24 protein-coding genes and 1 pseudogene are annotated in these 23330 nt (G+C 72.3%); 12 read left to right on the top strand and 13 right to left on the bottom strand.

Going from position 1 to position 23330, the window contains the following annotated elements:
• The first annotated feature begins 56 nt into the window (after window positions 1-56).
• Window positions 57-779 (top strand): DUF1775 domain-containing protein, encoded by a 723-nt coding sequence (locus ACIA5D_RS19230; protein WP_396031318.1) that lies wholly within the window; start codon window positions 57-59, stop codon window positions 777-779.
• Between the two features lie 113 nt (window positions 780-892).
• On the top strand, window positions 893-1195 hold the full coding sequence (locus ACIA5D_RS19225; RefSeq protein WP_396031316.1) for an alkaline phosphatase family protein: 303 nt from the start codon (window positions 893-895) through the stop codon (window positions 1193-1195).
• 740 nt (window positions 1196-1935) lie between these two features.
• On the opposite strand, the gene ACIA5D_RS19220 is transcribed toward ACIA5D_RS19225, so the two are convergent.
• The 3 genes from ACIA5D_RS19220 to ACIA5D_RS19210 form a co-directional block, all read right to left on the bottom strand.
• Entirely contained in the window at window positions 1936-2352 is a 417-nt protein-coding gene (locus ACIA5D_RS19220) for a hypothetical protein (protein WP_396031315.1), read from the bottom strand.
• Window positions 2353-2849: 497 nt separating this feature from the next.
• Complete coding sequence (locus tag ACIA5D_RS19215; protein WP_396031314.1) at window positions 2850-3512, bottom strand: response regulator; 663 nt, start codon at window positions 3510-3512, stop codon at window positions 2850-2852.
• On the bottom strand, window positions 3509-4636 hold the full coding sequence (locus ACIA5D_RS19210) for a sensor histidine kinase (protein WP_396031313.1): 1128 nt from the start codon (window positions 4634-4636) through the stop codon (window positions 3509-3511). The genes ACIA5D_RS19215 and ACIA5D_RS19210 overlap by 4 nt, the downstream gene beginning before the upstream one ends.
• Before the next feature lie 143 nt (window positions 4637-4779).
• Here ACIA5D_RS19210 and ACIA5D_RS19205 point away from each other — a divergent pair, with 143 nt between their 5' ends.
• Genes ACIA5D_RS19205 through ACIA5D_RS19195 form a run of 3 tightly spaced genes read left to right on the top strand, consistent with a single transcriptional unit; the run spans window position 4780 to window position 7896 of the window.
• Complete coding sequence (locus ACIA5D_RS19205; protein WP_396031312.1) at window positions 4780-5754, top strand: carboxymuconolactone decarboxylase family protein; 975 nt, start codon at window positions 4780-4782, stop codon at window positions 5752-5754.
• Window positions 5755-5764: 10 nt separating this feature from the next.
• Window positions 5765-6196, top strand: a complete 432-nt coding sequence (locus tag ACIA5D_RS19200) for a DUF6220 domain-containing protein (protein WP_396031311.1) — start codon at window positions 5765-5767, stop codon at window positions 6194-6196.
• Window positions 6193-7896 carry a multicopper oxidase family protein gene (locus ACIA5D_RS19195; RefSeq protein WP_396031310.1) on the top strand — a complete coding sequence of 568 codons (1704 nt, stop codon included), beginning with the start codon at window positions 6193-6195 and terminating at the stop codon, window positions 7894-7896. Before ACIA5D_RS19200 ends, ACIA5D_RS19195 begins: the two co-directional genes overlap by 4 nt.
• A 14-nt stretch (window positions 7897-7910) precedes the next feature.
• Here the strand turns inward: ACIA5D_RS19195 and ACIA5D_RS19190 are convergent, their stop codons facing one another.
• The 3 genes and pseudogenes from ACIA5D_RS19190 to ACIA5D_RS19180 all read right to left on the bottom strand — a co-directional run.
• Window positions 7911-9050: an acyl-CoA dehydrogenase family protein gene (locus ACIA5D_RS19190; protein ID WP_396031309.1), complete on the bottom strand. Its 1140-nt coding sequence runs from the start codon at window positions 9048-9050 to the stop codon at window positions 7911-7913.
• A gap of 9 nt (window positions 9051-9059) precedes the next feature.
• Window positions 9060-9182, bottom strand: a complete 123-nt coding sequence (locus ACIA5D_RS19185; protein WP_396031688.1) for a zinc-binding dehydrogenase — start codon at window positions 9180-9182, stop codon at window positions 9060-9062.
• A gap of 7 nt (window positions 9183-9189) precedes the next feature.
• A pseudogene (locus tag ACIA5D_RS19180) lies at window positions 9190-9402 on the bottom strand (alcohol dehydrogenase catalytic domain-containing protein); the annotation flags it as partial.
• A 26-nt stretch (window positions 9403-9428) separates the two neighbouring features.
• Between ACIA5D_RS19180 and ACIA5D_RS19175 the strand changes: the two are divergent.
• Window positions 9429-10340: a 5'-3' exonuclease H3TH domain-containing protein gene (locus ACIA5D_RS19175; RefSeq protein WP_396031308.1), complete on the top strand. Its 912-nt coding sequence runs from the start codon at window positions 9429-9431 to the stop codon at window positions 10338-10340.
• A 3-nt stretch (window positions 10341-10343) separates the two neighbouring features.
• Here ACIA5D_RS19175 and glsA read toward each other — a convergent pair whose 3' ends face one another.
• Window positions 10344-11336 carry a glutaminase A gene (gene glsA, locus ACIA5D_RS19170; RefSeq protein ID WP_396031307.1) on the bottom strand — a complete coding sequence of 331 codons (993 nt, stop codon included), beginning with the start codon at window positions 11334-11336 and terminating at the stop codon, window positions 10344-10346.
• A gap of 4 nt (window positions 11337-11340) precedes the next feature.
• Entirely contained in the window at window positions 11341-11820 is a 480-nt protein-coding gene (locus ACIA5D_RS19165; RefSeq protein ID WP_396031306.1) for a GNAT family N-acetyltransferase, read from the bottom strand.
• A 49-nt stretch (window positions 11821-11869) separates the two neighbouring features.
• On the opposite strand from ACIA5D_RS19165, the gene ACIA5D_RS19160 reads away from it, so the two are divergent.
• Together ACIA5D_RS19160 and ACIA5D_RS19155 are read left to right on the top strand one after the other, a co-directional pair.
• Window positions 11870-12406: a TetR/AcrR family transcriptional regulator gene (locus ACIA5D_RS19160; RefSeq protein ID WP_396031304.1), complete on the top strand. Its 537-nt coding sequence runs from the start codon at window positions 11870-11872 to the stop codon at window positions 12404-12406.
• A gap of 35 nt (window positions 12407-12441) precedes the next feature.
• Window positions 12442-12726, top strand: a complete 285-nt coding sequence (locus ACIA5D_RS19155; protein ID WP_396031302.1) for a class I SAM-dependent methyltransferase — start codon at window positions 12442-12444, stop codon at window positions 12724-12726.
• Here the strand turns inward: ACIA5D_RS19155 and ACIA5D_RS19150 are convergent.
• Entirely contained in the window at window positions 12723-13244 is a 522-nt protein-coding gene (locus tag ACIA5D_RS19150; RefSeq protein WP_396031301.1) for a hypothetical protein, read from the bottom strand. The two genes, ACIA5D_RS19155 and ACIA5D_RS19150, sit on opposite strands and share 4 nt — an antisense overlap.
• 180 nt (window positions 13245-13424) lie before the next feature.
• Between ACIA5D_RS19150 and ctaD the strand changes: the two genes are divergently transcribed.
• Entirely contained in the window at window positions 13425-15185 is a 1761-nt protein-coding gene (gene ctaD, locus ACIA5D_RS19145) for a cytochrome c oxidase subunit I (RefSeq protein WP_396031300.1), read from the top strand.
• Between the two features lie 31 nt (window positions 15186-15216).
• On the top strand, window positions 15217-15693 hold the full coding sequence (locus ACIA5D_RS19140) for an Lrp/AsnC family transcriptional regulator (RefSeq protein ID WP_396031299.1): 477 nt from the start codon (window positions 15217-15219) through the stop codon (window positions 15691-15693).
• On the opposite strand, the gene ACIA5D_RS19135 is transcribed toward ACIA5D_RS19140, so the two are convergent.
• Window positions 15690-17870 (bottom strand): hypothetical protein, encoded by a 2181-nt coding sequence (locus ACIA5D_RS19135; protein ID WP_396031298.1) that lies wholly within the window; start codon window positions 17868-17870, stop codon window positions 15690-15692. The genes ACIA5D_RS19140 and ACIA5D_RS19135 overlap by 4 nt on opposite strands.
• Window positions 17871-18031: 161 nt before the next feature.
• On the opposite strand from ACIA5D_RS19135, the gene ACIA5D_RS19130 reads away from it, so the two are divergent.
• Window positions 18032-18214, top strand: coding sequence for a hypothetical protein (locus tag ACIA5D_RS19130; RefSeq protein ID WP_396031297.1), 183 nt, complete (start codon window positions 18032-18034; stop codon window positions 18212-18214).
• Here ACIA5D_RS19130 and ACIA5D_RS19125 read toward each other — a convergent pair.
• Window positions 18205-19977: an ATP-binding cassette domain-containing protein gene (locus tag ACIA5D_RS19125; protein WP_396031296.1), complete on the bottom strand. Its 1773-nt coding sequence runs from the start codon at window positions 19975-19977 to the stop codon at window positions 18205-18207. The genes ACIA5D_RS19130 and ACIA5D_RS19125 overlap by 10 nt on opposite strands.
• Complete coding sequence (locus ACIA5D_RS19120; RefSeq protein ID WP_396031295.1) at window positions 19974-21686, bottom strand: ABC transporter ATP-binding protein; 1713 nt, start codon at window positions 21684-21686, stop codon at window positions 19974-19976. The genes ACIA5D_RS19125 and ACIA5D_RS19120 overlap by 4 nt, the downstream gene beginning before the upstream one ends.
• Window positions 21687-21890: 204 nt before the next feature.
• On the opposite strand from ACIA5D_RS19120, the gene ACIA5D_RS19115 reads away from it, so the two are divergent.
• A complete protein-coding gene (locus ACIA5D_RS19115; protein ID WP_396031294.1) occupies window positions 21891-22505 on the top strand; it encodes a hypothetical protein in 615 nt (204 codons plus the stop codon).
• Between the two features lie 46 nt (window positions 22506-22551).
• Here the strand turns inward: ACIA5D_RS19115 and ACIA5D_RS19110 are convergent, their stop codons facing one another.
• Window positions 22552-23277: a class I SAM-dependent methyltransferase gene (locus tag ACIA5D_RS19110; RefSeq protein ID WP_396031292.1), complete on the bottom strand. Its 726-nt coding sequence runs from the start codon at window positions 23275-23277 to the stop codon at window positions 22552-22554.
• Window positions 23278-23330 lie beyond the last annotated feature (53 nt).

The raw sequence follows: 23330 nt of genomic DNA, 5'->3' as shown, positions 1-23330 counted from the left end.
GTGTCCTCGTGGCGTATTCAGGGAAGGCAGGCCGGGGAGTGCGATGCGGGTCGCGGGTGACGACGATCGGCGCCGTCGCGGGGTTCGCGGTGCTGGGCCTGGCGGGTCCGGCGCTCGCGCACGTGGAGGTCGGCGCGGACAAGACGACCGCCGGGGCGGAAAATGTCACGCTCACCTTCACCGGCGAGGCCGAGAGCAACAGCGCCGGCATCAAGAGCGAGCGGGTCGTGCTGCCCCAGGGCATCGAGCCGGGCACGGTGACCCTGGTCAAGGCGCCCGCGGGCTGGACCTACCAGCAGCTGCCGGACGGCTTCACGGTCGGCGGCGGCGCCCTCAAGATCGGTCAGGACTCGGTCTGGAAAGTCAAGATCGCCAAGCTGCCCGCCGGGCAGACCCGCTTGAGCTTCAAGACCCTGGAGACGTACGGGGACGGCGAGGTGGTCCGCTGGATCGAGATCCAGCAGCCCGGCCAGGACGAGCCCGACCACCCCGCCCCGCTGGTCACGCTGAAGGCCGGCCCCGCGGCCGCTCCCAGCGGGTCCGCCGCTGCCGGCGAGGCGCCCGCGTCGGGACCGGCGTCGCCCGCATCGGCGTCCGCGTCCGCGCCGGCGTCGCCCGCGCCCGCCGTGACGACCTCCGTGACCCCGGTGGCCGCGACTCCGGCCGACGACGACGACGGCAGCAGCACCTGGTGGATCTGGGTGCTGGTCGTGGTCGTGGTGGCCGCCGTCGCCGGGTTCATCCTGGTCAGGCGGGGGAAGGGCACGCCGTCGGAGTGAATCCGGCATTCATGCGTTCCCTATCGACGGTTTTCAATCGTAATCTGCCGTCCACGTGCCGTGCGGGCATGCTTGTCCGGCCCTGCCGACGATGCGAGACATGTCCGTACGGCGTGTATCGGTCGCTGTGGCGACCCTCGCACTCGTCGGGGGCCGACTGCCCCAAGACGTTCAGCGGCAACAACCTCGGCAACCAGCTGATCACCGCGGGCCTGTCGTTCCGGGGCTATTCCGAGTCGATGCCGTCCAACGGCTACACCGGCTGCTCCAGCGGCACCTACCGCCGCAAGCACAACAGCTGGGTCGACTTCGGCAACGTGCCGGCGGCCAGCAACCTGACCTACGCGAGCTTCCCGTCCAGCAGCAACTACGCGTCGCTGCCCACGGTCGCGTTCGTCACCCCGAACATGTCTTGATCCCGGACGCCGAGTCGCCGGCCGCCCTCTGGAACTAGAGACGTTCTGGGGTTGGGGTCTCGCTTCCCCCACCTGGTGGTGCTGCATCTCTCGTTGCCCACTGTGGGGGTGGCCGGTTTGCGGTTGCCGCGGCTGGCGGCTGGCTGGTCGGGTTCGGCTGTGGTGTCCGGTCGGGGTGCCATTACCGACCGTCCGGTCGGGGTGCCATTACCGACCGGCTTGGTTGCGGCCGGTTACGGCGTGATGGTGGTCGGGCCGGGGATGCCATCGCCCGGTGCCTGCCTGGTCGCGGTAGCAGCGGCCGTCGCGGCTGGGGCTTCCCGATAGTTTGGGAGCGCAGGCCTGATATTACCATTGTTGACGGCGGCTATTTCGGGGCGAGAATGGCATGATCCAAAACGGTTCTGGGCTTACCGCCGGATTCTTTGAGGTGGGATAATTCTGGGGTGCGGCAGATGGAGTTCTTCACCAGGTCCCAGCTGGCGGAAATGCGTGATCCGACCCGGTCGCGTCGTTATTCGCCGGCGCGTGAAGAGTTCCGTCGCGTGCATGCCCGGCATCGCGCGTGGGGGCTTGTGGAGCGGCACGCTCGTAAGCTGCGCCGCCTGCACGGCGGTGACGACGGCTCGCCCTTGACGGCGGCCGAGCGTCGGCTCTGGTCCGGCGGCGCCGGCACGCCTGGGCGGCCCGTGGCGCCGGTGGGGCCGCCCGCTCCCGCCCGCACCGGCCAGGGCCTCGGCTCACCAGCACAGCGGGTGGTGCACCCGGTGGGCAACCAGATCACGCAGCCCATCCCGGCGGTGCCCGCCGCGGCCGAACAGGTCACGCAGCCCGCACCCACTGAGCAGGCCACGCCCGCCGCGGGTGAACCGGCCACGATCGGGCAGGTCACGCAGCCCGCACCCACCGAGCAGGCCATGCCGGCCACGGGCGAGCGGGTCACGCAGCTCGCACCCACCGAGCAGGTCATGCCGGCCACGGGCGAGCAGGTCACGCAGCCCGCACCCACTGAGCAGGCCATGCCGGCCACGGGCGAGCAGGTCACGCAGCTCGCACCCACTGAGCAGGCCGCGCCCGCCGCGGGTGAACCGGCCACGGGCGAGCGGGTCACGCAGCCCGCACCCACCGAGCAGGTCATGCCGGCCGCGGGCGACCAACTGGCCTCCGCCGACCAGGACCGAATCTCTCGGCCCAGGGGCGGTTTCGGGTCTACCGCACCGGGTCGTTACGGAAGAACCCGTCACTGTGGCCCGGCTCGTGCGCCCGCCGACCAAGATCACACACCACCGACCCGCGGCGCCGACCAAATTTCGGCCGCCGTGCGTACCATTCCGTCAACGGTGTTCCGCGTCATTCTTCCGCAACGGCAAACACCATTCGACAGCCTCCACCGACCATGGCGAATACCGATCGCATCGGCGTGGGGCGGGCCGGGAGAAATCGGCGCCGACCACAGCGGAGACTCGCGCAGCCCGCCGCGCCAACGTCCGGCATATCGCGCCCGGCACATGGCACGCCCCACCCGGAAGACCGCACGCCCCACCCGGAAGACCGCACGCCCCACCCGGAAGACCGCACGCTCCACCCGGAAGACCGCACGCCCCATCCCGCATACCGCGAGCGGCGCAGCAGGCCCACCGGCGACGACGCGACCTCAGCGGCGGCGCGGGGTGATCAGGCCCGACTCGTAGGCCCACACCACCAGCTGCGCGCGGTCGCGGCAATGCAGTTTGGTCATCGCCCGGTTGACGTGGGTCTTGGCGGTCAGCGGGCTGATCACCATGCTTCCGGCGATCTCGTCGTTGCTCATGCCGCGGGCCACCAGCTCGACGATCTCCTGCTCGCGGGCGGTCAGCAGGTCGCGGCCGGCCGCCGGGTCGGACGGCGCGGGAGCGGTGACGAACTCGCTGATCAGCGTCCGGGTGACCGCCGGCGCGAGCAGCGCCTCGCCGCGGGCCACGACGGCAACCGCCCGCAGCAGGTCGGCCGGGTCGGCGTCCTTGAGCAGGAAACCGCTCGCGCCCGCGCGCAGCGCCGCGAAGACGTACGAGTCGAGGCCGTAGTTGGTGAGGATGAGCACGCGGACGCCGGCGAGGCCCGGATCGGCGGCGATGTGCCGGGTCGCCTCGATGCCGTCGAGCCCGGGCATCTGCACGTCCATCAGCACCACGTCGGGCTTCAACCGGCGCGACTGCCGGACCGCGCCGGCGCCGTCGGCGGCCTCCCCGACCACCTCCAGGTCGTCCTCGGCGTCGAGCAGCGCCCGGAACCCGGCCCGCATCAGGGCCTGGTCGTCGGCGAGCAGGACGCGGATCACGCGCGGCCGTCCAGCGGGAAGGTGGCCCGCACGGCGAACCCGCCGCCGTCGCGGTGGTCGGCGTGCAACGTGCCGCCCAGCCCGGCGACCCGTTCCCGCATGCCGAGCAGGCCCACGCCGGGCGTCACCGGGCCGGCGCCCTGAAGACCGTCGTCGGTCACCTCGACGGTCAGCCGCGCCGACTCGTACGCGAGGCGGACCTCGGCGCTGGCCGGACCGGCGTGCCGGGCCACGTTGGTCAGCGCCTCCTGTACGACGCGGTAGCCGGCCTGGTCGATCTCGGCGGGCAGCTCCGCGGGGCCGCCGGTGACCGTGAGCTGCACCGGGACGCCGGCGGCCCGGGTTCGTTCGGCCAGCTCGCCGACCCGGGCCAGCCCGACCGAGTCCACATCGGAGGGCTCCCGCAGCACTTCGAGGGTCGCCCGCAGCTCGCGCATCGCGGCGCCGCTGGCCTCCTGAATGGCCAGCAGCGCGGCCGACGGCTCCTCGCCCTGCTTGCGGGCCAGGTGCACGGCGATCCCGGCCTGCACCTTGACGACCGAGATGCTGTGCGTCAGCGAGTCGTGCAGGTCGCGGGCGATGCGCAGCCGCTCCTCGCCGGCGCGGCGCAGGGCCATCTCGTCGCGGGTGCGCTCGGCCTCGAAGGCACGTTGTTCCGCCTGTTCCAGGTACGCCCGGCGCTGCCGCGCGACGAGCCCCGCGACGTTGGCGGCCACGAACCAGCCCAGCAGCAGGGAGGTGCGCTCGATGATCTCCTGACCGGGCCGGCCGGGGGGCGCCACCGAGATGTCGCGGGCGAGGAAGCCGGCCAGGAAGACCACGCTCGCCACGGCGGAGATCGCGCGATGGCCGCGCCAGGCGGCGACGTAGACGACGCCGAGGACGGGGAAGGCGGCGGACACGCCCGCGTGGACCCGTACGTGCAGGGCCAGCATGGCCGCGGTGACGACCACCAGGGCCGGCACCGGGAACCGACGGCACAACGCCACGGCCGCCGCCGCGGCCAGGATCAGGACGACGTCGATCGCCCCGACCGGGCCGGCGTCGGGCGCGATGATCGCGTCGCCGAGCAGGAGGACGCCGATGGCGGCGCCGCCCAGGATGTAGGGGAGGTCGGGTCGCATGGTCGCACTTTAGGACGGGCGCCCGGCCGGAGCATCCTGCATTCGCAGTACGTGGGCGTACCGCGCAGGTCGTGCGGGCGGAAGGCCAGGTGTCTGCGCCGGCACGACGCTTTCCCGGGCCGCCGGGACGAGCATCGATTCCCATGACATACCGTTTCTTCACCCCGGGGCCGGCGACCGGTCTCGCCGCCGAGGTCTACCGGCAGATGCGGGAAGACTTCCTCGGGCCGGTGCCGACCTTCAAGGCCCTCTCGGCCGCGCCTGACGTCCTGGCCGCCACGTGGGCCCTGATGCGGGAGGCGCTGCTGGCCTCGCCCGGCGACCGCGTGGACCGCGAGGTCGTGGCATCGGCCGTGTCGCGGGCCAATCGCTGCCGGTTCTGCGTCGACGCGCACGTGACGCTGCTGCACTCGCTCGGCGAGCACTCGCTGGCCGAGACCATCGCGGAGGGCGGGACCCCGGCCTCGCCCCGGCACGCCGAGCTCGTCGAGTGGGCCGAGGCCAGCCGGAACCCCCGGGCATCGGGCTGGACCAGTCCCTATGGCGTCGCGCTCACCGGCACGCTGCTGGCGTTCCATTTCATCAACCGGGTCGTCTCGGCGCTGCTCACCCCGGATCTGCTGCCGGGCGGGCTGCAGCGGTTCCCGGCGGTGCGTTCGGCCGGCGGACGACTCTATGCCCGGAATGTCCGGGTCGAGAAGGCGCCGGGCCGTGGCCTCACGCTGCTGGGCTCCGGCCTTCCCGACCCGCCCGCCTGGGCCGGGGACAGCCCGGTCGGGGCCGCGTACGCGGCATTGCGTGCGGCCACCGGCGGAGAACTCCTGAGCGGGACCGCCCGGCAGACCGTCACCGCCACGGCGCGGTGGGAGGACGGCGGGCACCCGGCCCGGCCCGCCGACTGGGCCACCGACCTGGTCCGCGACCTGCCCGCCGCCGATCGCGTGGGCGCCCGGATCGCGCTGCTCGCGGCGTTCGCGCCGGCCGCGATCAGCCGGGGCGACGTCGAGCTCTGGCGCCTGTCGCATCCGTCGGACGCCGATCTCGTCCGGCTCGTCGCGTACGGCGCGATGACCGCCACCGACCACGTCGCCCGGGCCCTCGACCCGGCTCACCGATAGGAGCCCGGCCATGCGCAAGGCATTGGTCATCGCGAGCAGCCTGCTGCTCGTCGCGTTCGCCCTGCAGTTCGTGTTCGCCGCCGTCGGCGCGTTCGCGAAGCCCGCCGGCGGGGACGGCGACTACGCGCTGCACAGCATCACCGGGATGGCGGTCATCCCCGCCCTCACCGTGCTCACCACCGTGCTCGCCCTGCTGTCGCGCGCGCCCGGGCGGGTCGTCGGCCTGGCGATCCTGCCCCTCGGCGTGGTGCTGCTGCAGGTGCTGCTGGCCGCGCTCGCGAACGGGCTCACCGACGACGCGGGCGCCAGCACTCCCGTCGCGCTGATCATCGGTGGGCTGCACGCGGTCAACGGCATCGTCGCGGTGCACTTCGTGGTCGCCCTGGTGCGGGCGGCCCGGAAGCTGGCCGCCCCCGCTCCCGTCGCGCTGGAGCCGGCATGACCACCGGCACGATGATCATCCTGGACCTCCTGGCCGGGGTGCTCGCCGCGGGTGGGTGGCTGGGCGCGGGCGCGGCGGCGGCATCCGGCCGGCGCCGGCTCACGCTCGGCCTGGCCGTGGCGGCGCTGCTCGCGACGCTGGCCCGCGCGGGCACCACGGTCGCGCTCGCCCGGGCCGGCTGGTGGTTCGCGGGGGAGAAGGTTCTGATCGGCGGCCCGCTGTCGCTCGCCGCGGTCGTCGCGGCCGGGCTGCGCCGGGGTCCGGTCACGCTGCTGTTCGCCGGGTACGCGTCGAGCGCCGCCGTGCTGGTCACGGTCCTGCACGGCTACCCGGCGTCGGCGAGCGCCGGGCTGCTCGCGGCGGCCGGGGTGGCCGGGGTGACGCTGGTGTCGTGGCGGCTGCTCGGCGGGCGTACCCCTCGGGCGGCGGTCGGGGGTGCGGTGGCGGCGCTGGTGGCCGGAACGGGCCTCGCCGTCGCGCCGGGCGCGGCGCCGGCCACGCCCCATCGTCATGAGTTCGCCGCGACGCCGGCCGCGGGGGCGCCGGACCAGCGGATCACCCTGACGGCCGGGACCACCACGGTGCGGCTGGGCGGGCACGACGTCGCGGCCTGGGCGTTCAACGGGCAGGTGCCCGGCCCGCCGATCACCGCGACCGTGGGCGACCTCCTGGAGGTGACGCTGCGCAACCGGGACATCGGCCGGGGCGTCACGCTGCACTGGCACGGGTACGACGTCCCGAACAGCCAGGACGGGGTGCCCGGCGTGACCCAGGCGGCGGTCCTGCCCGGGCAGCAGTTCGTGTACCGGTTCCGGGCCGATCAGCCCGGGACCTACTGGTACCACACGCACGAGGCCTCCGACGTCGGCGTCCGGATGGGGCTGTACGGCGTGCTGGTGGTCCGCCCGGCCCCGGTGACCGGCGTCGACGTGACCGTGCCGGTGCACACCCTCGCCGGCAATGCGCTGCCCGCCGCGACGACCGAGCGGGTCGCGGCGGGGACTCCCGTCCGGCTGCGGCTGATCAACACCGACAGCACGACCCACCGGTACGCCCTGGCCGGCGCCCCGTTCCGGGTGGCCGCGATCGACGGCGCCGACCTGCAAGGGCCCACGCCGCTGTCGGACACCGCGGTCCTGATCCCCGCCGGCGGACGCTACGACCTGACCTTCACGGCCCCCGCCACCCCGGTGGCGCTGTTCGCGGACGGCCGGGCGGTCTACTCGACCAGGCCGGTGTCGACCGCGACCGGAAGTTGGCCGGTGCTGGATCCCCTCGCCTACGGCGTCGCCCCGGCCGCAGCGCCGTTGCCGCGGCCCGACCGCGAGTTCACCCTGGTGCTCGACCGGGGCCTCGACCTGCGCGGCCTGCTGCCCCGCTACGCCCACACCGTGAACGGCGCGGCCTACCCGGACATCCCCGATGAGGTCGTGCACCTGGGCGAGACCGTCGAGTTCACCATCGTCAACCGGTCACTGGCGATCCACCCGTGGCACCTGCACGGCCACCACGTGCTGGTGCTGTCCCGCGACGGCGTCCCGGCGACCGGAAGCCCGCTGTGGCTCGACTCGTTCGACGTACGGCCCGGCGAGGTCTGGAAGGTGGCCTTCCGCGCCGACAACCCCGGGATGTGGGCGAACCATTGCCACAACCTGCCGCACGCCGACGCCGGCATGATGCTGCACCTGCGGTACTCCTGACCGGCCGGCCGCCGCTACGCCCCGGTCAGCGACCGGCTGATCACCATCCGCTGGATCTGGTTGGTGCCCTCGACGATCTGCAGGACCTTCGCCTCGCGGAACCAGCGCTCCACCGGGTAGTCGCTGGTGTAGCCGTACCCGCCCAGCACCTGCACCGCGTCGGTCGTCACCTTCATCGCGACATCGGTGGCGAAAAGTTTCGCCTTGGCGGCCTCGATGGAGAACGGGCGGCCCGCGTCCTTGAGCCTCGCCGCCGCCAGCACCAGCGCCCTCGCCGCCGACACCTGGGTCGCCATGTCGGCGAGCATGAAGCCGATTCCCTGGAAGGAGGCGATCGGCTTGCCGAATTGCGTGCGCTCGCGGGCGTACGCCGCCGCGAAATCGAGCGCCGCCTGCGCCAGCCCGACCGCGCACGCGCCGATGCCGAGCCGTCCCGCGTCGAGGGCCTCCATGGCGATGCGGAAGCCGCCGTTCTCGACGCCGACCAGGCTTTCCGCGTCGAGGTGGAGATTGTCGAAGACGAGCTGGGCCGGCGCCGAGGAGCGCAGGCCCATGGTGCGCTCGGGTTTCTGCGCGAGCAGGCCGGGCGTGCCGGCGTCGGCGAGCAGGCAGGAGATTCCGGCGGCGCCGGGGCCGCCGGTGCGGCAGAAGATGTTGTAGAAGTCGGCGTGGCCGGCGTGCGTGATCCACGCCTTTGTGCCGTTGACGACCCACCCCGCGCCGTCGTGGGTCGCCCGGGTCGACAGGGCCGCGGCGTCCGAGCCGCCTTGCGGTTCGGAGAGCGCGTACGCCCCGAGCAGATCGCCGCCGAGCATGTCGGGCAGGAGCTTGCGCTGGCGTTCGCTGCCGTGCGCGTAGACCGGGTAGCACGCGAGCGTGTGCACGCTGACCGCCTCGGCGACGGCCAGCCACAGGCCCGCGATGATCTCGAGGACCTGCAGGTACACCTCGTAGGGCTGCCCGGCGCCGCCGTCGGCCTCGGGGTAGGGCAGGCCGAGCAGGCCGGCCCGCCCGAGCGTCCGGATGATCTCGCGGGGGAACTCGCCGCGCCGCTCGAAATCGCCGGCCTGGGCCAGCTCACCGTCGGCGAGCTCACGGGTCAGGTCGAGGAGCTCGTAGGCTTCCTCGGTCGGGAGGATCCGGTCAACGGTCACCCGTCCATCTTAACGACCGTTCAGGTGAGGCGTCAGCATCGACACCACCAGCTTTCCGGCGGCCCGGTTCGCCTCGAGGCCGGCGTGCGCCTCCGCGATCTCGTCGAGCGCGTAAACCCTGGCCAGCGGCACTTTCGCCCGCCGCGGCCACCACGCCGGTGGCCTCGATGCCGAGCACCCGCGGGAAGACCACGCCTTCAGCCAGGCCCAGGCGGGTGTGCAGCTCGGAGCGGTTGAGGCCGGCCGTGCGCACCTCGATCAGCACCCGGCCGGGCTCGGGCACGGGGACGGGCAGATCGCGGATCCGCAGGGCCGACGGTGGCCCGGGCGCGTCCAGCACGACGGCTCGCATTCGCACTCCTGTGGTTAAGTGTCGGGGTGACCGCACAGCCGCTGCTCGCCGTCGACGCGCCCAGCCTCTACTTCCGCGCCTTCCACGGCATCCCCGAGAAGGCGGCGCAGACCGCCGCCGGCGAGCCGGTGAACGCGGTGCGCGGGTTCATGGACATGATCGCGCAACTGGTCCGCACGCGGCGGCCCGATCGGCTCGTCTGCGCGCTGGACGCGAGCTGGCGGCCCGAGTGGCGGGTCGCGCTGGTCCCCTCGTACAAGAAGCATCGGGTTGCCCACGGCGACGTCGAGGTGGTTCCGCCGTCCCTCGAGCGCCAGATCCCGGTCCTGCTCGAGGTGCTCGCCGCGGTGGGCATCCCGGCGTTCGGTGTCGACGGGTACGAGGCCGACGACGTGCTCGGCACCCTGGCCGCGACCCAGCCGGCGCCGGTCGAGGTGGTCTCCGGCGACCGCGACCTGTTCCAGCTGGTCGACGACGACCGCAGGACGCGGCTGCTCTACTGCGGGCGCGGCGTCGCGAAACTCGAGGACGCCGACAACGCGCTGGTCGAGGCGAAGTACGGCGTGCCGGCGAAGTGGTACGCGGATTTCGCGGCCATGCGCGGCGACGCGAGCGACGGCCTGCCGGGCGTGCCGGGCGTGGGTGAGAAGACGGCCGCCCGGCTGGTCACCCGCTACGGCGGCGTCATCGAGATCCTGGCGGCGCTCGACGACCCCGAGGCGGGCTTCGCCCCGGGCGTCCGCGCCAAACTCGCGGCCTCGAAGGAGTACCTCGAGAAGGCGCTGCCGGTCTGCAAGGTCGCCCTCGACGTGAAGCTGCCGCCCTTCGACCCGGCGCTGCCCCGGGCCCCGAAGAACCCGGACGCGCTGCTGGTGCTGGCCGAGCGGTGGAACCTCGCCGGCTCCGCCCGCCGTCTGGTCGACGCCCTCGCGGGCTGAGGGTCAGTCCTGGGCCGACTTCGACGCGAAGAGGGTCAGTCCCAGACGGCGCGAGAGGAAGCTCGCCGCCAGTTGCCCGCGCACGCTGTTCCCGTACGCGTCGAGCGGTGGCGAGAAGGCGGCCAGCCCGCCCTTGCCGGGGGACACCACGATGATGCCGCCGCCGATGCCGCTCTTGCCGGGGACGCCGACGTCGTAGAGCCAGTCCCCGGACGTCTCGTAGAGCCCGGCGGTCGCCATCACCGCGAGGGTGTGATGGCAGGCGGCCGGCCCGACCAGGCGCTCGCCGGTGCGCGGGTTGACGCCGCCGTTGGCGAGGGTGGCGCCCATGACGGCGAGGTCGGTCGCGGTGACCCGCAGGCAGCTCTGCCGGGTGTACAGGTCGACCGCGTCGACCGGGTCGCAGCCCAGGAACCCGTACGTCTGCAGGAGGTTCGCCAGGGCCCGGTTGCGATGGTTGGTCGCCGCGGCCGAGGGAAACACCTCCTCGTCGAGCGGCAGCTCGCGACCGGCGAACCGGGACAGTCCCTCCTGGACGAACTTCCACTTGTCCTCGACGTCGCCGCCGGGCGCGAGGCTGACCGTGCCGATCGCGCCCGCGTTGACCATCGGATTCGTGCGGCCGTCGGGGGAGCGCTCGATGGCCGCGGCCGAGTTGAACGGCAGGCCGGTCGCGTTGGCGCCGAGGTTGCGCCGCATCTCGCCGGCCCCGAGCGCCTCGCAGACCAGCGCGAAGACGAACGGCTTGGCCACGCTCATCATCGCGAAACCCTGCTCGGCGTCGCCGGCCGCGTAGATGCCGCCGCCGACGCCCGAGGCGCACAACCCGTAGAGATGCGGTGGGACCCGGGCGAGGGCGGGGTAGAGCGTGGAGGGCGCGCCGCCGGTCTCGTCGCGGTAGCGCTCGTAGGCCTCGTCGAGCCCCTTGCGGACCATGTCGGCGGAGGGGAGCTTGCCGGTCGAAACGTACGCCGCGTCGTCGTACTCGGCATCCATGCGATCAGCGTAGGGCCAGCTCATATGTCTGGCCCACAAGGTCCGCGCCGAAACTGCGGTGCTTCTGTTCGCCGGTGAGCCGGAACCCCCGCTTCAGGTAGATGTGCCGCGCCGCGACGAGCGGATCGTTGGTCCACAACCGCATCCGCGCGTAGCCGGCGGCCTTCGCGAAGGCGACGCACGTGTCGACCAGCTGCCCGCCGACGCCGTGCCCCCGCGCCTGCGGCGTCACCAGCAGGATCCGCAGCACCGCGGTGTCGTCCTCGCCCGCGTCGACGCAGAAGACGGACCCGGCCCGCCTGCCGCCGATCTCGGCCACCCACGCGTTCTCGCGCTCCGGATCGCGGCCGTTGGCGTAGTCGGCGACGATCCGCGCGACGAGCGCCTCGAAGCTGGTGTCCCAGCCGTATTCCTTGGCGTAGATCTCGCCGTGCGCCTTGACCACCCAGCCGAGGTCTCCCGGCTCCCCGAGCTCCCGAATCATCCTGACCCCTCCTCACTGAAACAGTCGTTTCAGTGAGATGCTAGCGGTCGTGGCGGCGGGCAGGCGAGAGGAATTGCTGGAGCTGGCATACGCGTACGTCCGCGAGCACGGCCTCTCGGACCTCTCGCTCCGCCCGCTGGCCGCCGCGATCGGCTCGAGCCCTCGCGTGCTGCTGTTCCTGTTCGAGAGCAAGGACGGCCTGGTCAAGGCGCTGCTGGCCCGTGCGCGGGCCGAGGAGCTCGCGCTGCTGGACGGTCTCCCGGCGTCCGCGGGCCTGACGGCCGCGTCCGAGGCCGTCTGGCGATGGCTCTCCGCCGACGCTCACCGTCCGTTGCTGCGCTTGTGGGTCGAGGCGTACGCCCGCAGCCTGCTCTCGCCGTCGTCCGGCCCGTGGTCCGGCTTCGCGGCCGCCACGGTCGCCGACTGGCTGGCCGTCCTCGCCGCCGCGGAGCCGGATTCGCCCGGCGCTCTCGTCCGGCGCACCGCCGCCCTCGCCATCCTCCGCGGCGCCCTGCTCGACCTGCTCGCCACCGGTGACGTCGACCGGACGACGGCCGCCGTCCACCGTCAGCTTCAGACCCTCTGACCGGCGTCCGTTCGTCACCGGCAGACTGCTTCCTCGTGACAGACATCTTCTGGCGTGCCCACCAGGGCCTGCCCCGCGAGGCCCCCGGCTCGGGGGACACGACCGCACTGCTGCTGCGCCTGGCCGCCCCGCTGCCCGGCCGTCCGCGGATCGTCGACGTCGGCTGCGGCCCGGGCGCCGCCACCGTTCGCCTCGCCCAGCTCCCCGGCGGCCACGTCACCGGCGTGGACCTGCACCAGCCCTTCCTCGACGCCGTCGCGGCCCGGGCCCTCGCGGCCGGGGTGCTGCGCCCACGGACGAGCCTCGGGGCGGCGCTCTAAACGGCTCGCCAGCGGGCGCGGGCCTCGCCCGTCCGCCGGGTGCAGCGCATCATCTTGCCCTTCGCCGTGTAGCCGATCGCGCCCACCGGGGAGCAGAACGCGCCGGGACGCACGATCGGGCCCTCGGCGGTGACCGTCGGCGACGGTGTGGGCCTCGTCGTGGGCTTCGTTGTGGGCCTCGTGGTGGGCTTCTTCGTCGCCGGCTTGGAGGATGGCCGTTTTGTCCGCTTCGGCGGGGCCTTGGAGGCGGATGTCCGGACCGCCACCCTCGGCACGAGCGGAACGGCGGCCGTCGTCGCGCGGGCGAAGGGGGCCGGCTCCCGCCAACCGCCGGCCACCGCGCCGGTGTCCGGGGCGTCGTCGCCTCCGGTGAAGGCCCGGACCAGGCCCACCCCGCCGCAGCACAGCACGGCCAGCGCGAGCAGGCTGATCAGCACGGCGTGCACCGGCCGGCCGCCCGGGTCGGGGTCGGGCTGATCGGGCAGCCGCCACTCCGGCTCGGGGGCGGGATCACGCATCGACACACCCTGCTCCCGGGCATGCGGGCCCGTCAACGCTGACCAACCCATATCGTTATCTCCGCCGGGATCGCCGGAGATGCGGGCATTGCGCGGAAATCATGCGGTTCGGACCCGGGGAAGCCTATAACGAAAGGTGCGCAATGGTTTCCCGTACGCGTGACATCCGAGGAGCTCCGCATGACGCAAGTCGCCCCGCGCCCGGTAGCCACCCGGCCGTACCCGGTCCGGCGACAGGTGAAGGGATCGGCGTTCACCCGGGTCTTGCGGACGACCGATGCCAAGCAGATCGGCATCATGTACATGATCACGTCGATCGTGTTCTACGCGCTCGGCGGATTCATGGCGCTGCTGATGCGCACGGAGCTGGCCCGGCCGGGCATGCAGATCCTCTCGCCCGAGCAGTTCAACCAGCTGTTCACGATGCACGGCACGATCATGCTGCTGTTCTTCGCCACCCCGATCGTGTTCGCCTTCGCGAACTTCGTGATCCCGATCCAGATCGGCGCGCCCGACGTCGCCTTCCCGCGCCTCAACGCGTTCGCCTACTGGCTGTACCTGTTCGGCGGCACGATCACGATGTGCGGGTTCCTCACCCCGGGCGGGGCGGCGGACTTCGGCTGGTTCGCCTACGCGCCGCTGAGCGACTCGCTGCATTCGCCGGGCATCGGCGGCAACATGTGGGTGGTCGGCCTCGCCATCAGCGGTCTCGGCACGATCCTCGGCGCCGTCAACATGATCACCACGATCCTGACCCTGCGCGCGCCCGGCATGACCATGTTCCGCATGCCGATCATGACGTGGAACATCCTGGTCACCAGCCTGCTGGTGATCCTGGTCTTCCCGTTCCTGGCCGCGTCGCTGTTCGCGCTGGCCGCCGACCGTGTGGTGGGCGCGCACGTCTTCGACGTCGACACCGGCGGGCCGATGCTGTGGCAGCACCTGTTCTGGTTCTTCGGGCACCCCGAGGTGTACGTCGTGGCGCTGCCGTTCTTCGGCATCATCACCGAGGTCATCCCGGTCTTCAGCCGCAAGCCGGTGTTCGGCTACAAGGGTCTGGTGTCGGCGACGCTGCTGATCGGCGCGCTGTCCATGTCGGTGTGGGCGCACCACATGTTCGTCACCGGCCAGGTGCTGCTGCCGTTCTTCAGCTTCCTTTCGTTCCTCATCGCGGTCCCCACCGGCATGAAGTTCTTCGTGTGGATCGGCACGATGTGGCGCGGCCAGATCAGCTTCGAGACACCGATGATGTTCGCGATCGGCTTCCTCGTGACATTCCTCTTCGGTGGACTGTCCGGGGTGCTGCTGGCGGCCCCGCCGATCGACTTCCACGTGTCCGACTCGTACTTCGTGATCGCGCACTTCCACTATGTGCTGTTCGGCACGATCGTGTTCGCGGTGTTCGCGGGCATCTACTTCTGGTTCCCGAAGATGTTCGGCCGGATGCTCGACGAGCGGCTCGGGAAGATCCATTTCTGGCTGACGTTCCTGGGCTTCCACGGCACGTTCCTGGTGCAGCACTGGCTGGGCACCGAGGGCATGCCGCGGCGGTACGCCGACTACCTGGCCAGCGACGGCTTCACCACGCTCAACACGATCTCGACGATCGGCTCGTTCGTGCTGGGCTGCGCCACGCTGCCGTTCCTCTACAACGTCTGGCACTCCTACAAGGTGGGTCAGGTCGTGAATGTCGACGACCCGTGGGGCCACGGCAACTCGCTCGAGTGGGCGACGTCCAGCCCGCCGCCGCTGCGCAACTTCGACCACATGCCGCGCATCCGCTCGGAGCGCCCGGCGTTCGACGGGAAGTTCCCGCACCTGGCCGCGGGCGAGATGTCCCTGGCCGGCCCGCCCGAGGGCGGCGCGAAGCCACTGACCAAGGCCGCGGACGGCGGCGCCACGTACCAGGACGACATCGGCGCCGACCGCGACCGCCCGTAATCCCCTTTCCTGGCCAAGTAGTGTTTCCGCCGTGGAAGAGATCGATCGGGCGATCGTGGGCGCCCTCACCGTGGACGGGCGCCTGTCGTACACCGACCTGGCCGAGCGGGTGGGCCTGAGCGTGTCCGCCGTCCACCAGCGGGTCCGCCGGCTCGAGCAGCGCGGGGTGATCGCCGGCTACACCGCCCGCGTCTCCTACGAGGCGCTCGAGCTGCCGTTGACCGCGTTCGTGGCGATCCGCCCGTTCGACCCGTCCCAGCCCGACGACGCGCCCGAGCGGCTCGCCCACCTGTCCGAGATCGACTCCTGCTACTCGGTGGCGGGGGAGGACTTCTACATGCTCCTCGTGCGGGTGGCCGGCCCGGCCGACCTCGAGCGCCTCCTGCAGGAGATCCGCACGGCCGCCAACGTCACGACCCGCACCACGGTGGTGCTGTCCACGCCGTACGAGAACCGCCCGCCGCGCCTGGAGTCACCCGTCGCCATCAGCAGTGACCTAGATTCCTAGGATGCTTGAGAGCGTGTGGCCGACCAACCTTCGAGCGATGTTGCGGGCGATCCGTCATCGGCAAGCCCGAACTTCCTGATCTGCTCAGCGCCGGTAGCGTCGCCGGCCTTCTGCCGTAACGTGACCAGGTATCCCACCGCGTCGATATGGCCACGGTTGAGGGCCTGCCGGTACCGAGCTTCGGCGCCGGATAGGTCACCGGCCTCCTCCCGCTCTTCGGCCTGGGTCATGAGCGCGCCGGTGTCGTTACGGTCCTCTTGGTACCCGAGCTTGAATACTTGCTGGTTACCTCGTTTGGTGAGGGACCGGATTGCCGCTCCAACAGTGCGCATTGCCTCATCGAGCAGAACTCTGGCACCGGCCTCGTCGTCGAGCATGAACCGCATCTGAGCCAGGGCCGGGAGCGCGTCCAGGTCGCCGTGGTCGGCGGCCTGCCGGTACAAGGTCTCCGCACCGGTCAGGTCACCGGCCTGCGCTTTCCGCCGGGCCAGATCGCGGAGCGCTTCGATGTGACCGGGATCGGCGGCCGCTCCTCGAAGTCGCGCCAAGTTCGTGAACGCGGCTTCGTCACCCCGGTCCGCGGCTTGCCGGTAGGCATCCGCGGCGCCGGAAAGGTCGCCGGCGCGCTCTCGCAATTCGGCCAGATCCCAGAGCGCGTCGGTGTCGCCACGGTCGGCGGCCTGCCGGTAGAACTGGGCGGCGCGGCGGTAGCGGCCCCGCCGGTGGGCCTCGGTGCCGAGGGTGCTCAGGACGGCCGGATCGGTGACGACGGCGGCCGCAGCGTTCCAGAAACCCGCGGGTGGGAAGACGTCAGCGCGTTCGGTGCGACCGGTCTGTTCGAGGTAGTCAGCCAGCCGGAAATGGGGGTGTGGGCTGGGCTGGTCGTCAGGGCGGGGGTGGATGGGGGTGACCGGGCCGAGGATGCCGTGCACGGGTGTGCCGAGGTCGGCGAGGGCGTCGTCCAGCGCGCACGGCCAAGTCTTCCCGATGGTGCTCCAGGTCGCGTCGTCGAGGTAGCCGGGTACGGCTCGGCGCAGGAATGCCCAGGGAATGGGCAGGGGATGGCCGAGGCGTCGAACATCCATGGCAGCGTGGATCACGGCTCGGGCGACGGTGGCGCCGTTGAGGTAGCGCCGCAGGAGCCCGGGCACGCCGGCCAGCTGTTGTGTGATCCGCCCGGCCTCGGCGTGACGGGTAGCGTGGCGCAGTCGCGCGTCGCTGCTGGCGGCGGCGCGCAGCGCCTGCAGGTCGGGCCCGGTGAACGCGTCGGGGACCGGGATTTCGGTGCCGCTGAGCAGTTCCCGGGCCTGGGCGTGCGGGTCCGGGCCGCCGGGCGCCGGTGGCCCGGTCAGGGCGGCCCAGTAATGCGGCCAGATGGTGCCGATGACCAGGATGGGCCCCCGGGCCGGGTCGGACAGCAGCGTGCGCAGCCCGGCGGCGATCCGCTCGCCGACGGCGGCGTCCGGCGGGTGCAGGTAATGCTGGGCCTCGTTGAGCCACACCACCGTGTACGGTCCCACCTCGGCCAGGCCCTGCACCGCGGCGGCGGGGCGGGTCGGATCGATCGGATGCCACAGCCACCACCGCGGGGCCAGCGGCCGGATCGCCTCCCAGCAGGCCCGGGTCTTGCCCGTCGACGACCCGCCGACCAGCATCATCATCCGGCTCGCGCCGCCCGCGACCGCGGCGACGACGTCGCGCAGCCGCTTGTCATGGGCCCTAGTCATGTACGGGGGCAGCACCGGCGCCGCTTCGCTCCGGCTGGGGAGATCGATTGCCCGGTGTACCTCCAGCGCCAGGGGGTCGCAGTCGCCGATCGGCTGGCCAAGCCGGTCGGGTCTTCGCCGTGACGGCGACGGATCGGTGGCGCGGCGCCGCTGCCGTACCGCCTCTTGGCGAAGGTTCAGCCACCAGGACAACGGACGCAGCTGGTAGGAACCGCTGCGGGAGGCACGGGGTTGGAGGTGCTCGACCAGGAACCGGACGGCGGCGGGATCGGCGGGCACTGCTTTGCCGCCGAACCAGTCGCTCAACCGCTGCGGAGTGATCGTCAGCGGGGGCCGCTGAGCGGCGGCCTGCCGGACCAGCGTGCTGAACGACAGGTTGCCGGCCGCCCGCCGCAGTTCCGTCAGCGCGGTGGCGAGCCGGTCGGCAGCGGTCGGGGGGATTCCGGTCATCTCAACCGCGCACCCGTCCGGGCGGCATCCGGACCCGGACCGGGACCGGACCCTTTACCACCGGTGGTGAGCTGCCCACGCGGAAAATGGTAGCCACTATCCGCTCGGCGGACACCTCCCGGACGCCCGAGAACCGAAGGACGCCATCATAGGAGTCCCCGATGTCCACCCTGATCCACGACGGAGCCCTTGCCGCCGGCATCGGCACTCTGCTCTACATGGCCACCATCGCCGTCACCGCCGTGGCCGCGGTGTTCGCCCCGGCCCCGCAACGGCGTCGCGACGCGCGTGCGGTCCTGACCATCCTGCTGCGCCGTCGCGACGTCGAGGAGCCTCAGCGGTAGGCGCTCTCCTGCAAGCGGTACAGCTCGGCGTAGCCCCCGCCGGCCGCCATCAGCTGCTCGTGGGTGCCCTGCTCGGTGATCCCGCCGTCCTCGAGCACGACGATGTGGTCGGCCATCCGGACCGTGGTGAAGCGGTGCGACACCAGCACTGTCACCGCGCCCTGCATGCGGGCCGCGCGCACCTGGTCGATGAAATGCTGGAACAGCTCGTGCTCGGCCATCGGGTCGAGCGCGGCCGTAGGCTCGTCCAGCACCACGCACAACGGGGGACTGTCGCCGGCCACCTCGCGCATCAGCGAGCGGGCCAGGGCCAGCCGCTGCCACTGGCCCAGCGACGGCTCGACCCCGCCGAAGGCGGCGCCCAGCTGGCCCTCCAGGCCGTTCAGCGGGGGCGCGCCGGCTCGGGACATCGCGGAGGCGACCGACGGCGTATGACGGATGAACGGAACGTTCCCGACCCCGACGGTCTCGCGGACCCGCAGCCGCAAGCGGGCGAAGTCCTGGTAGACGCCGGCCAGCCGCGACCGCCACCCCACCGGGGAGAGCGAGCCGAGCGGCACGCCGTCGACCGTGACCACGCCGGCGGTAGGCACGTAGAGGCCGGTCAGCAGCTTGATCAGGGTGGTCTTGCCGGCGCCGTTGGGGCCGACGACGGCCACCGTGCTGCCGGCCGGCAGACAGAGCGAGACATCCCGCAGCGCGTCTGACGACGCCCCCGAGTACCGGAAGGACACCTCCGACAGCGTGATCCCCGACGCGAGCCGGGCGGGCGGCGTCCCCGAGGCGACCGAGAAGGAGGCCTCGTACCGGCGCAGCCACCAGTAGTGCGACACCGCGTGCCCGGCCTCGGCCGCGACCCGCAGGCTCTCCAGCACGTCGCGCAACTGGCTCTGCAGCTGGGTCACGAGCGAGACGACCAGCACCGCGGTGCCGACCGACGCCAGCCCCGAGTGGATCAGATCCGCGACCACCATCATCGCCACCGCGAAGCCGGCCGCATAGAGCACCCACGCCAGCGACCGCCACAGCGCCCCGCGCCACTGCGCGCCGCCCTCGATGGCGGCCGCCTGGTCCCAGAACGACCGGGCCGTGCGGTTCAGCGTGACGCCGCCGTCGGCCAGCATGACCTCCTTGGCGGGCTCGGGGGACACGCACAGCTCGTGCAGCCGCTGTTCGCGCAGGAGCAGGGTCGTCCCCGCGTCCCGGGCGTCGCGCAGCAGGCGGTCGGCGCGGCGGTTGGCGAGCACGAGCGGGATCGCCAGCACCAGCAGCAGGCACAGCCAGGGGCTGACCGTGACGAGCAGCGCGACCGTCACCACCAGTCCGAGCCCGGACACCACCGAGTCGAGCGTCGACCACGGCATCGCGGCGAGGGCCTGCGAGCTGTCGAAGATGCGGTTCCACCGGTCGACGTACGGCGCGTGCTCGAGGTGGGTGATCGTGGGGATCGACGACACGCGCCGCTGGATCTCCTCACTCAGCCCGCCCCGGGTGCGCGCGACGATGTAGATCCACAGGTTGGTGCGGACCCGGCCGGTGGCGGCGCTGATCGCGTACGCGAAAGCACCGATCACGACCGCAAGCACGACGCCCGCGGTGAGTCCCGCGGCGCTGTCGTCGACCAGCTTGCGCTGGCTGAGCGCCATGGCCGCGATGACGCCGGCCTGCCCCACGGTGAGCGCCGCGAGGATCAGCGACGGCCGCCGGGCCCGGTGCCAGGCGAGCCGGGTGACGTGCCCGAGCAGTCGCGCCCAGTCGTTCATCGGAAGGCCTGCGCCTGGGTGGTGAAGAACCGCGCGTATTGCCCGCCGAGCGCCATCAGCTCGTCGTGGGTGCCGTCCTCGGCGACGCGGCCGTCGTGCAGCACGATGATCCGGTCCGCGGAGCGCACGGTGGACAGCCGGTGCGAGATGAGGATGGTGGTCGTGTCCCGCACCTGGGCGACGACCTGGTCGTAGAAGGACGCCTCGGCCCGCACGTCCAGGTTGGCGGTCGGCTCGTCGAGCACCAGCAGCCGCCGTCCCGCCGCGACGGCGTAGAGCGCCCGGGCGAGCGCCACCCGCTGCCACTGCCCGCCGGAGAGATCCGTCCCGTCCGGCCCTTCCTGCCACAGCAGCGTGTCGAGCGAGGCCGGCAGGTCGTCTGCGCCCGCTTGCTGCAGCGCCTCGAGCACCGCCGCGTCGTCGCCGCCGAGCCCGGCGGTGATGTTCTCCCGCAGCGACGCCGGATATTTCACGAAATCCTGGAAGAGCGCCGTGATCGCCGAGCCGCCGCCCACCGTGATCGTCCCGGAGTCGGGCCGGTACAGCCCGGCGAGCAGCTTCACGAAGGTCGTCTTCCCGGCGCCGTTCTCCCCGACGATCGCCACGACCTGCCCGGCCGCGAGGGTCAGCGTCAGCCCGTCCAGCACCGGCCGCTGCGCGCCCGGATAGCTGAAGACGACGTTGTCGAAACAGACTTCCGGCGGCGACGGCTGCGGCTCGGTGGTGGGCCGGGCCTGCTTTTTCTCGTACGTGTCGACGAGCGCATCCGCGTCGGCGATGCCCCGCAGCCCGTACTCGATGTCGTAGGCCTCCATGCCCATGCCGCTGATCGCCAGCACCCCGAACCCGGCGAGCACACAGGTGATGAGCCGCCCCGGCTCGAGCCGCCCGTCGAGCACCGCCCAGGCGGGCGCCGCCAGCACGACCGCCCCCGCGAGCAGGGACCCGCCCACGATCGGCCACTGCCGGCGCAGCACGCCGAGCATCTCGCGCCAGACCGGCCCGTACGTGCGCACGGCCGCGGCCCGGAACCGCCCGGCGAACCAGTCGCTGAGCCCGAACAGCCGCACGTCTTTGGCCGCGTGGTACACCGCCTGCGAGGAGACGTAGTACTCGTACCGCTGCCCGGCCGTCTCGGCGTCGAGCTTGTCGATGATCTTCATCCACTGCCGGCGCACGACCGCCCGCATGGCGAGGGCGGCCGCGAGCAGCAGCAGGGCGAGCGGCACCGAGAAGGTCGCGACCACGACGGCCGCGGCCACCGCGCTGACCATCCGCAGCACCAGCACGAGCTGCCCGACCGCCGCGTTGCCGGCCGACCGTTCCTGCGCGATGCCCATGCCCTTGTCGACCGCGCGGGAGATCCGGTCCTGGAAGTCCTGGCTCTCCAGGATGTCCAGCCGCGGCAGCCCGGTGGCGATCGCCCGCATCCGCGCCCGCAGATCCCCGTCGATGCGCCGCACCACCAGCGTCCGCAGCGGCTGGAAGACGAGCCACGCGACCTGGTCGACGAGGAACAGCCCGGCGACCGCAACCGCGGCGACGGCCGCCGCCCGCACGCCCTGGTCTTCGAAAAGGACGGTGACCAGGCGCCCGACCGCGAGCGCCATGAGCGCCGGCACCACCGCCCGGGTGCTCTGCAGGAGCGCGAGCATGGCCCCGCCCGAGCGCGGCAGCAGCCGCAGCAATCGCATTCGCGCGGCGATCATCGACACCCCCCGAAGTCGAGCGGGATCGATCCTAGGGCCGCGGCACCACCTTGCCGAGGCATTTTCGCCCCGAGCCGCTCCCGGACGAACCGGTTACGGGAGAGCGCCTACCGCCGACTCCGGTGCGGCGCTTGGATGAAGGCACCGGCCGGAAACGTCCGCCATCGCGGATCGCCACGACGGATTCGATCGAGGGAGACCTGGATGACCGCCATAGTCGGGATCGCGCACAACGGACTGGTCCACATCGGCGGTGACTCCGCCGGCGTCTCCGGTTATGTCATCCACTCCCGGGCGGACACCAAGGTCTTCACCACCGGCACCTACGCCTTCGGGTTCACCACCAGCTTCCGGATGGGCCAGCTCATCCGCTGGGCCTGGACACCGCCCGAACCACCCGCCAGCGACCTGGACCGCTTCATGGCTACGACCTTCGTCGACGGTGTGCGCGACTGCCTCAAGGGTGGCGGGTGGGCCAGCAAGGAAAACGATCGCGAGTCGGGCGGAGTGTTCCTGGTCGGCGTCGCGGGCCGGTTGTTCTTCGTGGACTCCGACTACCAGATCGGAGAATCGACCCAGGGCTACGACGCGGTCGGCTCCGGGGACGAACTGGCGCTGGGCGCGCTGTACGCCACCGCCCGGACCCGGATGGGCCCCCGCCGGCGGCTGCAGGTCGCGTTGGAGGCCGCTGAACGGTTCAACGGCAACGTCCGGGGCCCCTTCGTCTACGTCTCGACGCCGGCGGCGGCGGCATCACCTCCGCGACCCGGCCGGGAGCGACCGGCGCCGGCGAAGTCGGACTCTGGCGTCCGGCCATAGCGGACCGGCACGACACGAACGGCAGGCACATGTCACGTCGGTGCGGTCAGGCCGGCAGGTCGGCGCGGGCGCATTCGGTGATGTAGGGCATCTCGAACTCGGTGCGCCCCACCAGGGCGGGGTGGGTGGCGACGAGCTTACGGACCTCGCTGAGCAGGGCGGCCCGCTCGGCGGCCGGAAGCAGGATGATCGCGCTGCGGGAGGCGACCAGGTCGATGAGGCGCTCCGGGCCGAGCGTCGTCGACCAGCGGAAATGGGTGAGCTCGACCGGGCCGAAGGGCGGGCCGACGGTGGTCTGGCGCTCGCGTTCCTGGTTGCCGATGATCTCGCCGAGGCGGTGGACCCAGGGGACCGACTCGTCGCGCAGGTTCCAGATCAGGCCGAGCCGGCCGCCGGGGGAGAGGATCCGGGCGACCTCGGGGACCGCGCGCCCGGGATCGACCCAGTGCCAGGCCTGCGCGACCAGCACGGCGTCGGCCGAGCAGGCGGGCAGCGGGATGCTCTCGGCCGAGCCGATCAGGGCCGGCACGCCGGGGACGGTGAGGGCGAGCCGGCCGAGCATGCCCTCGGACGGGTCGACGGCGGTGACCGCGAGGCCGCGGTCGGCGATCTGGCGGGTGAGCTTGCCGGTTCCGGCGCCGAGGTCGAGGACGCGGGGGCGGCCGGCGGGCAGCAGCCAGTCGAGGGCGGCGTCGGGGTAGCCGGGGCGGCCGCGCTCGTAGATCTCGGCGGCGGGCCCGAACGAGTTGGCGTGTGCGGCGTGATCATTCACGGCGAAGATCCTATATCGCAGTGTCCTAGGACGCTTCAGGCGATGTGTCCCGG

Origin of the sequence: Actinoplanes sp. NPDC051513, assembly GCF_044454685.1 — a bacterium.
In the GTDB taxonomy this organism is placed as follows: domain Bacteria; phylum Actinomycetota; class Actinomycetes; order Mycobacteriales; family Micromonosporaceae; genus Actinoplanes.
The sequence above is the reverse complement of the archived record's forward strand: the minus strand, read 5'-3'. Positions and strand labels throughout refer to the sequence as shown.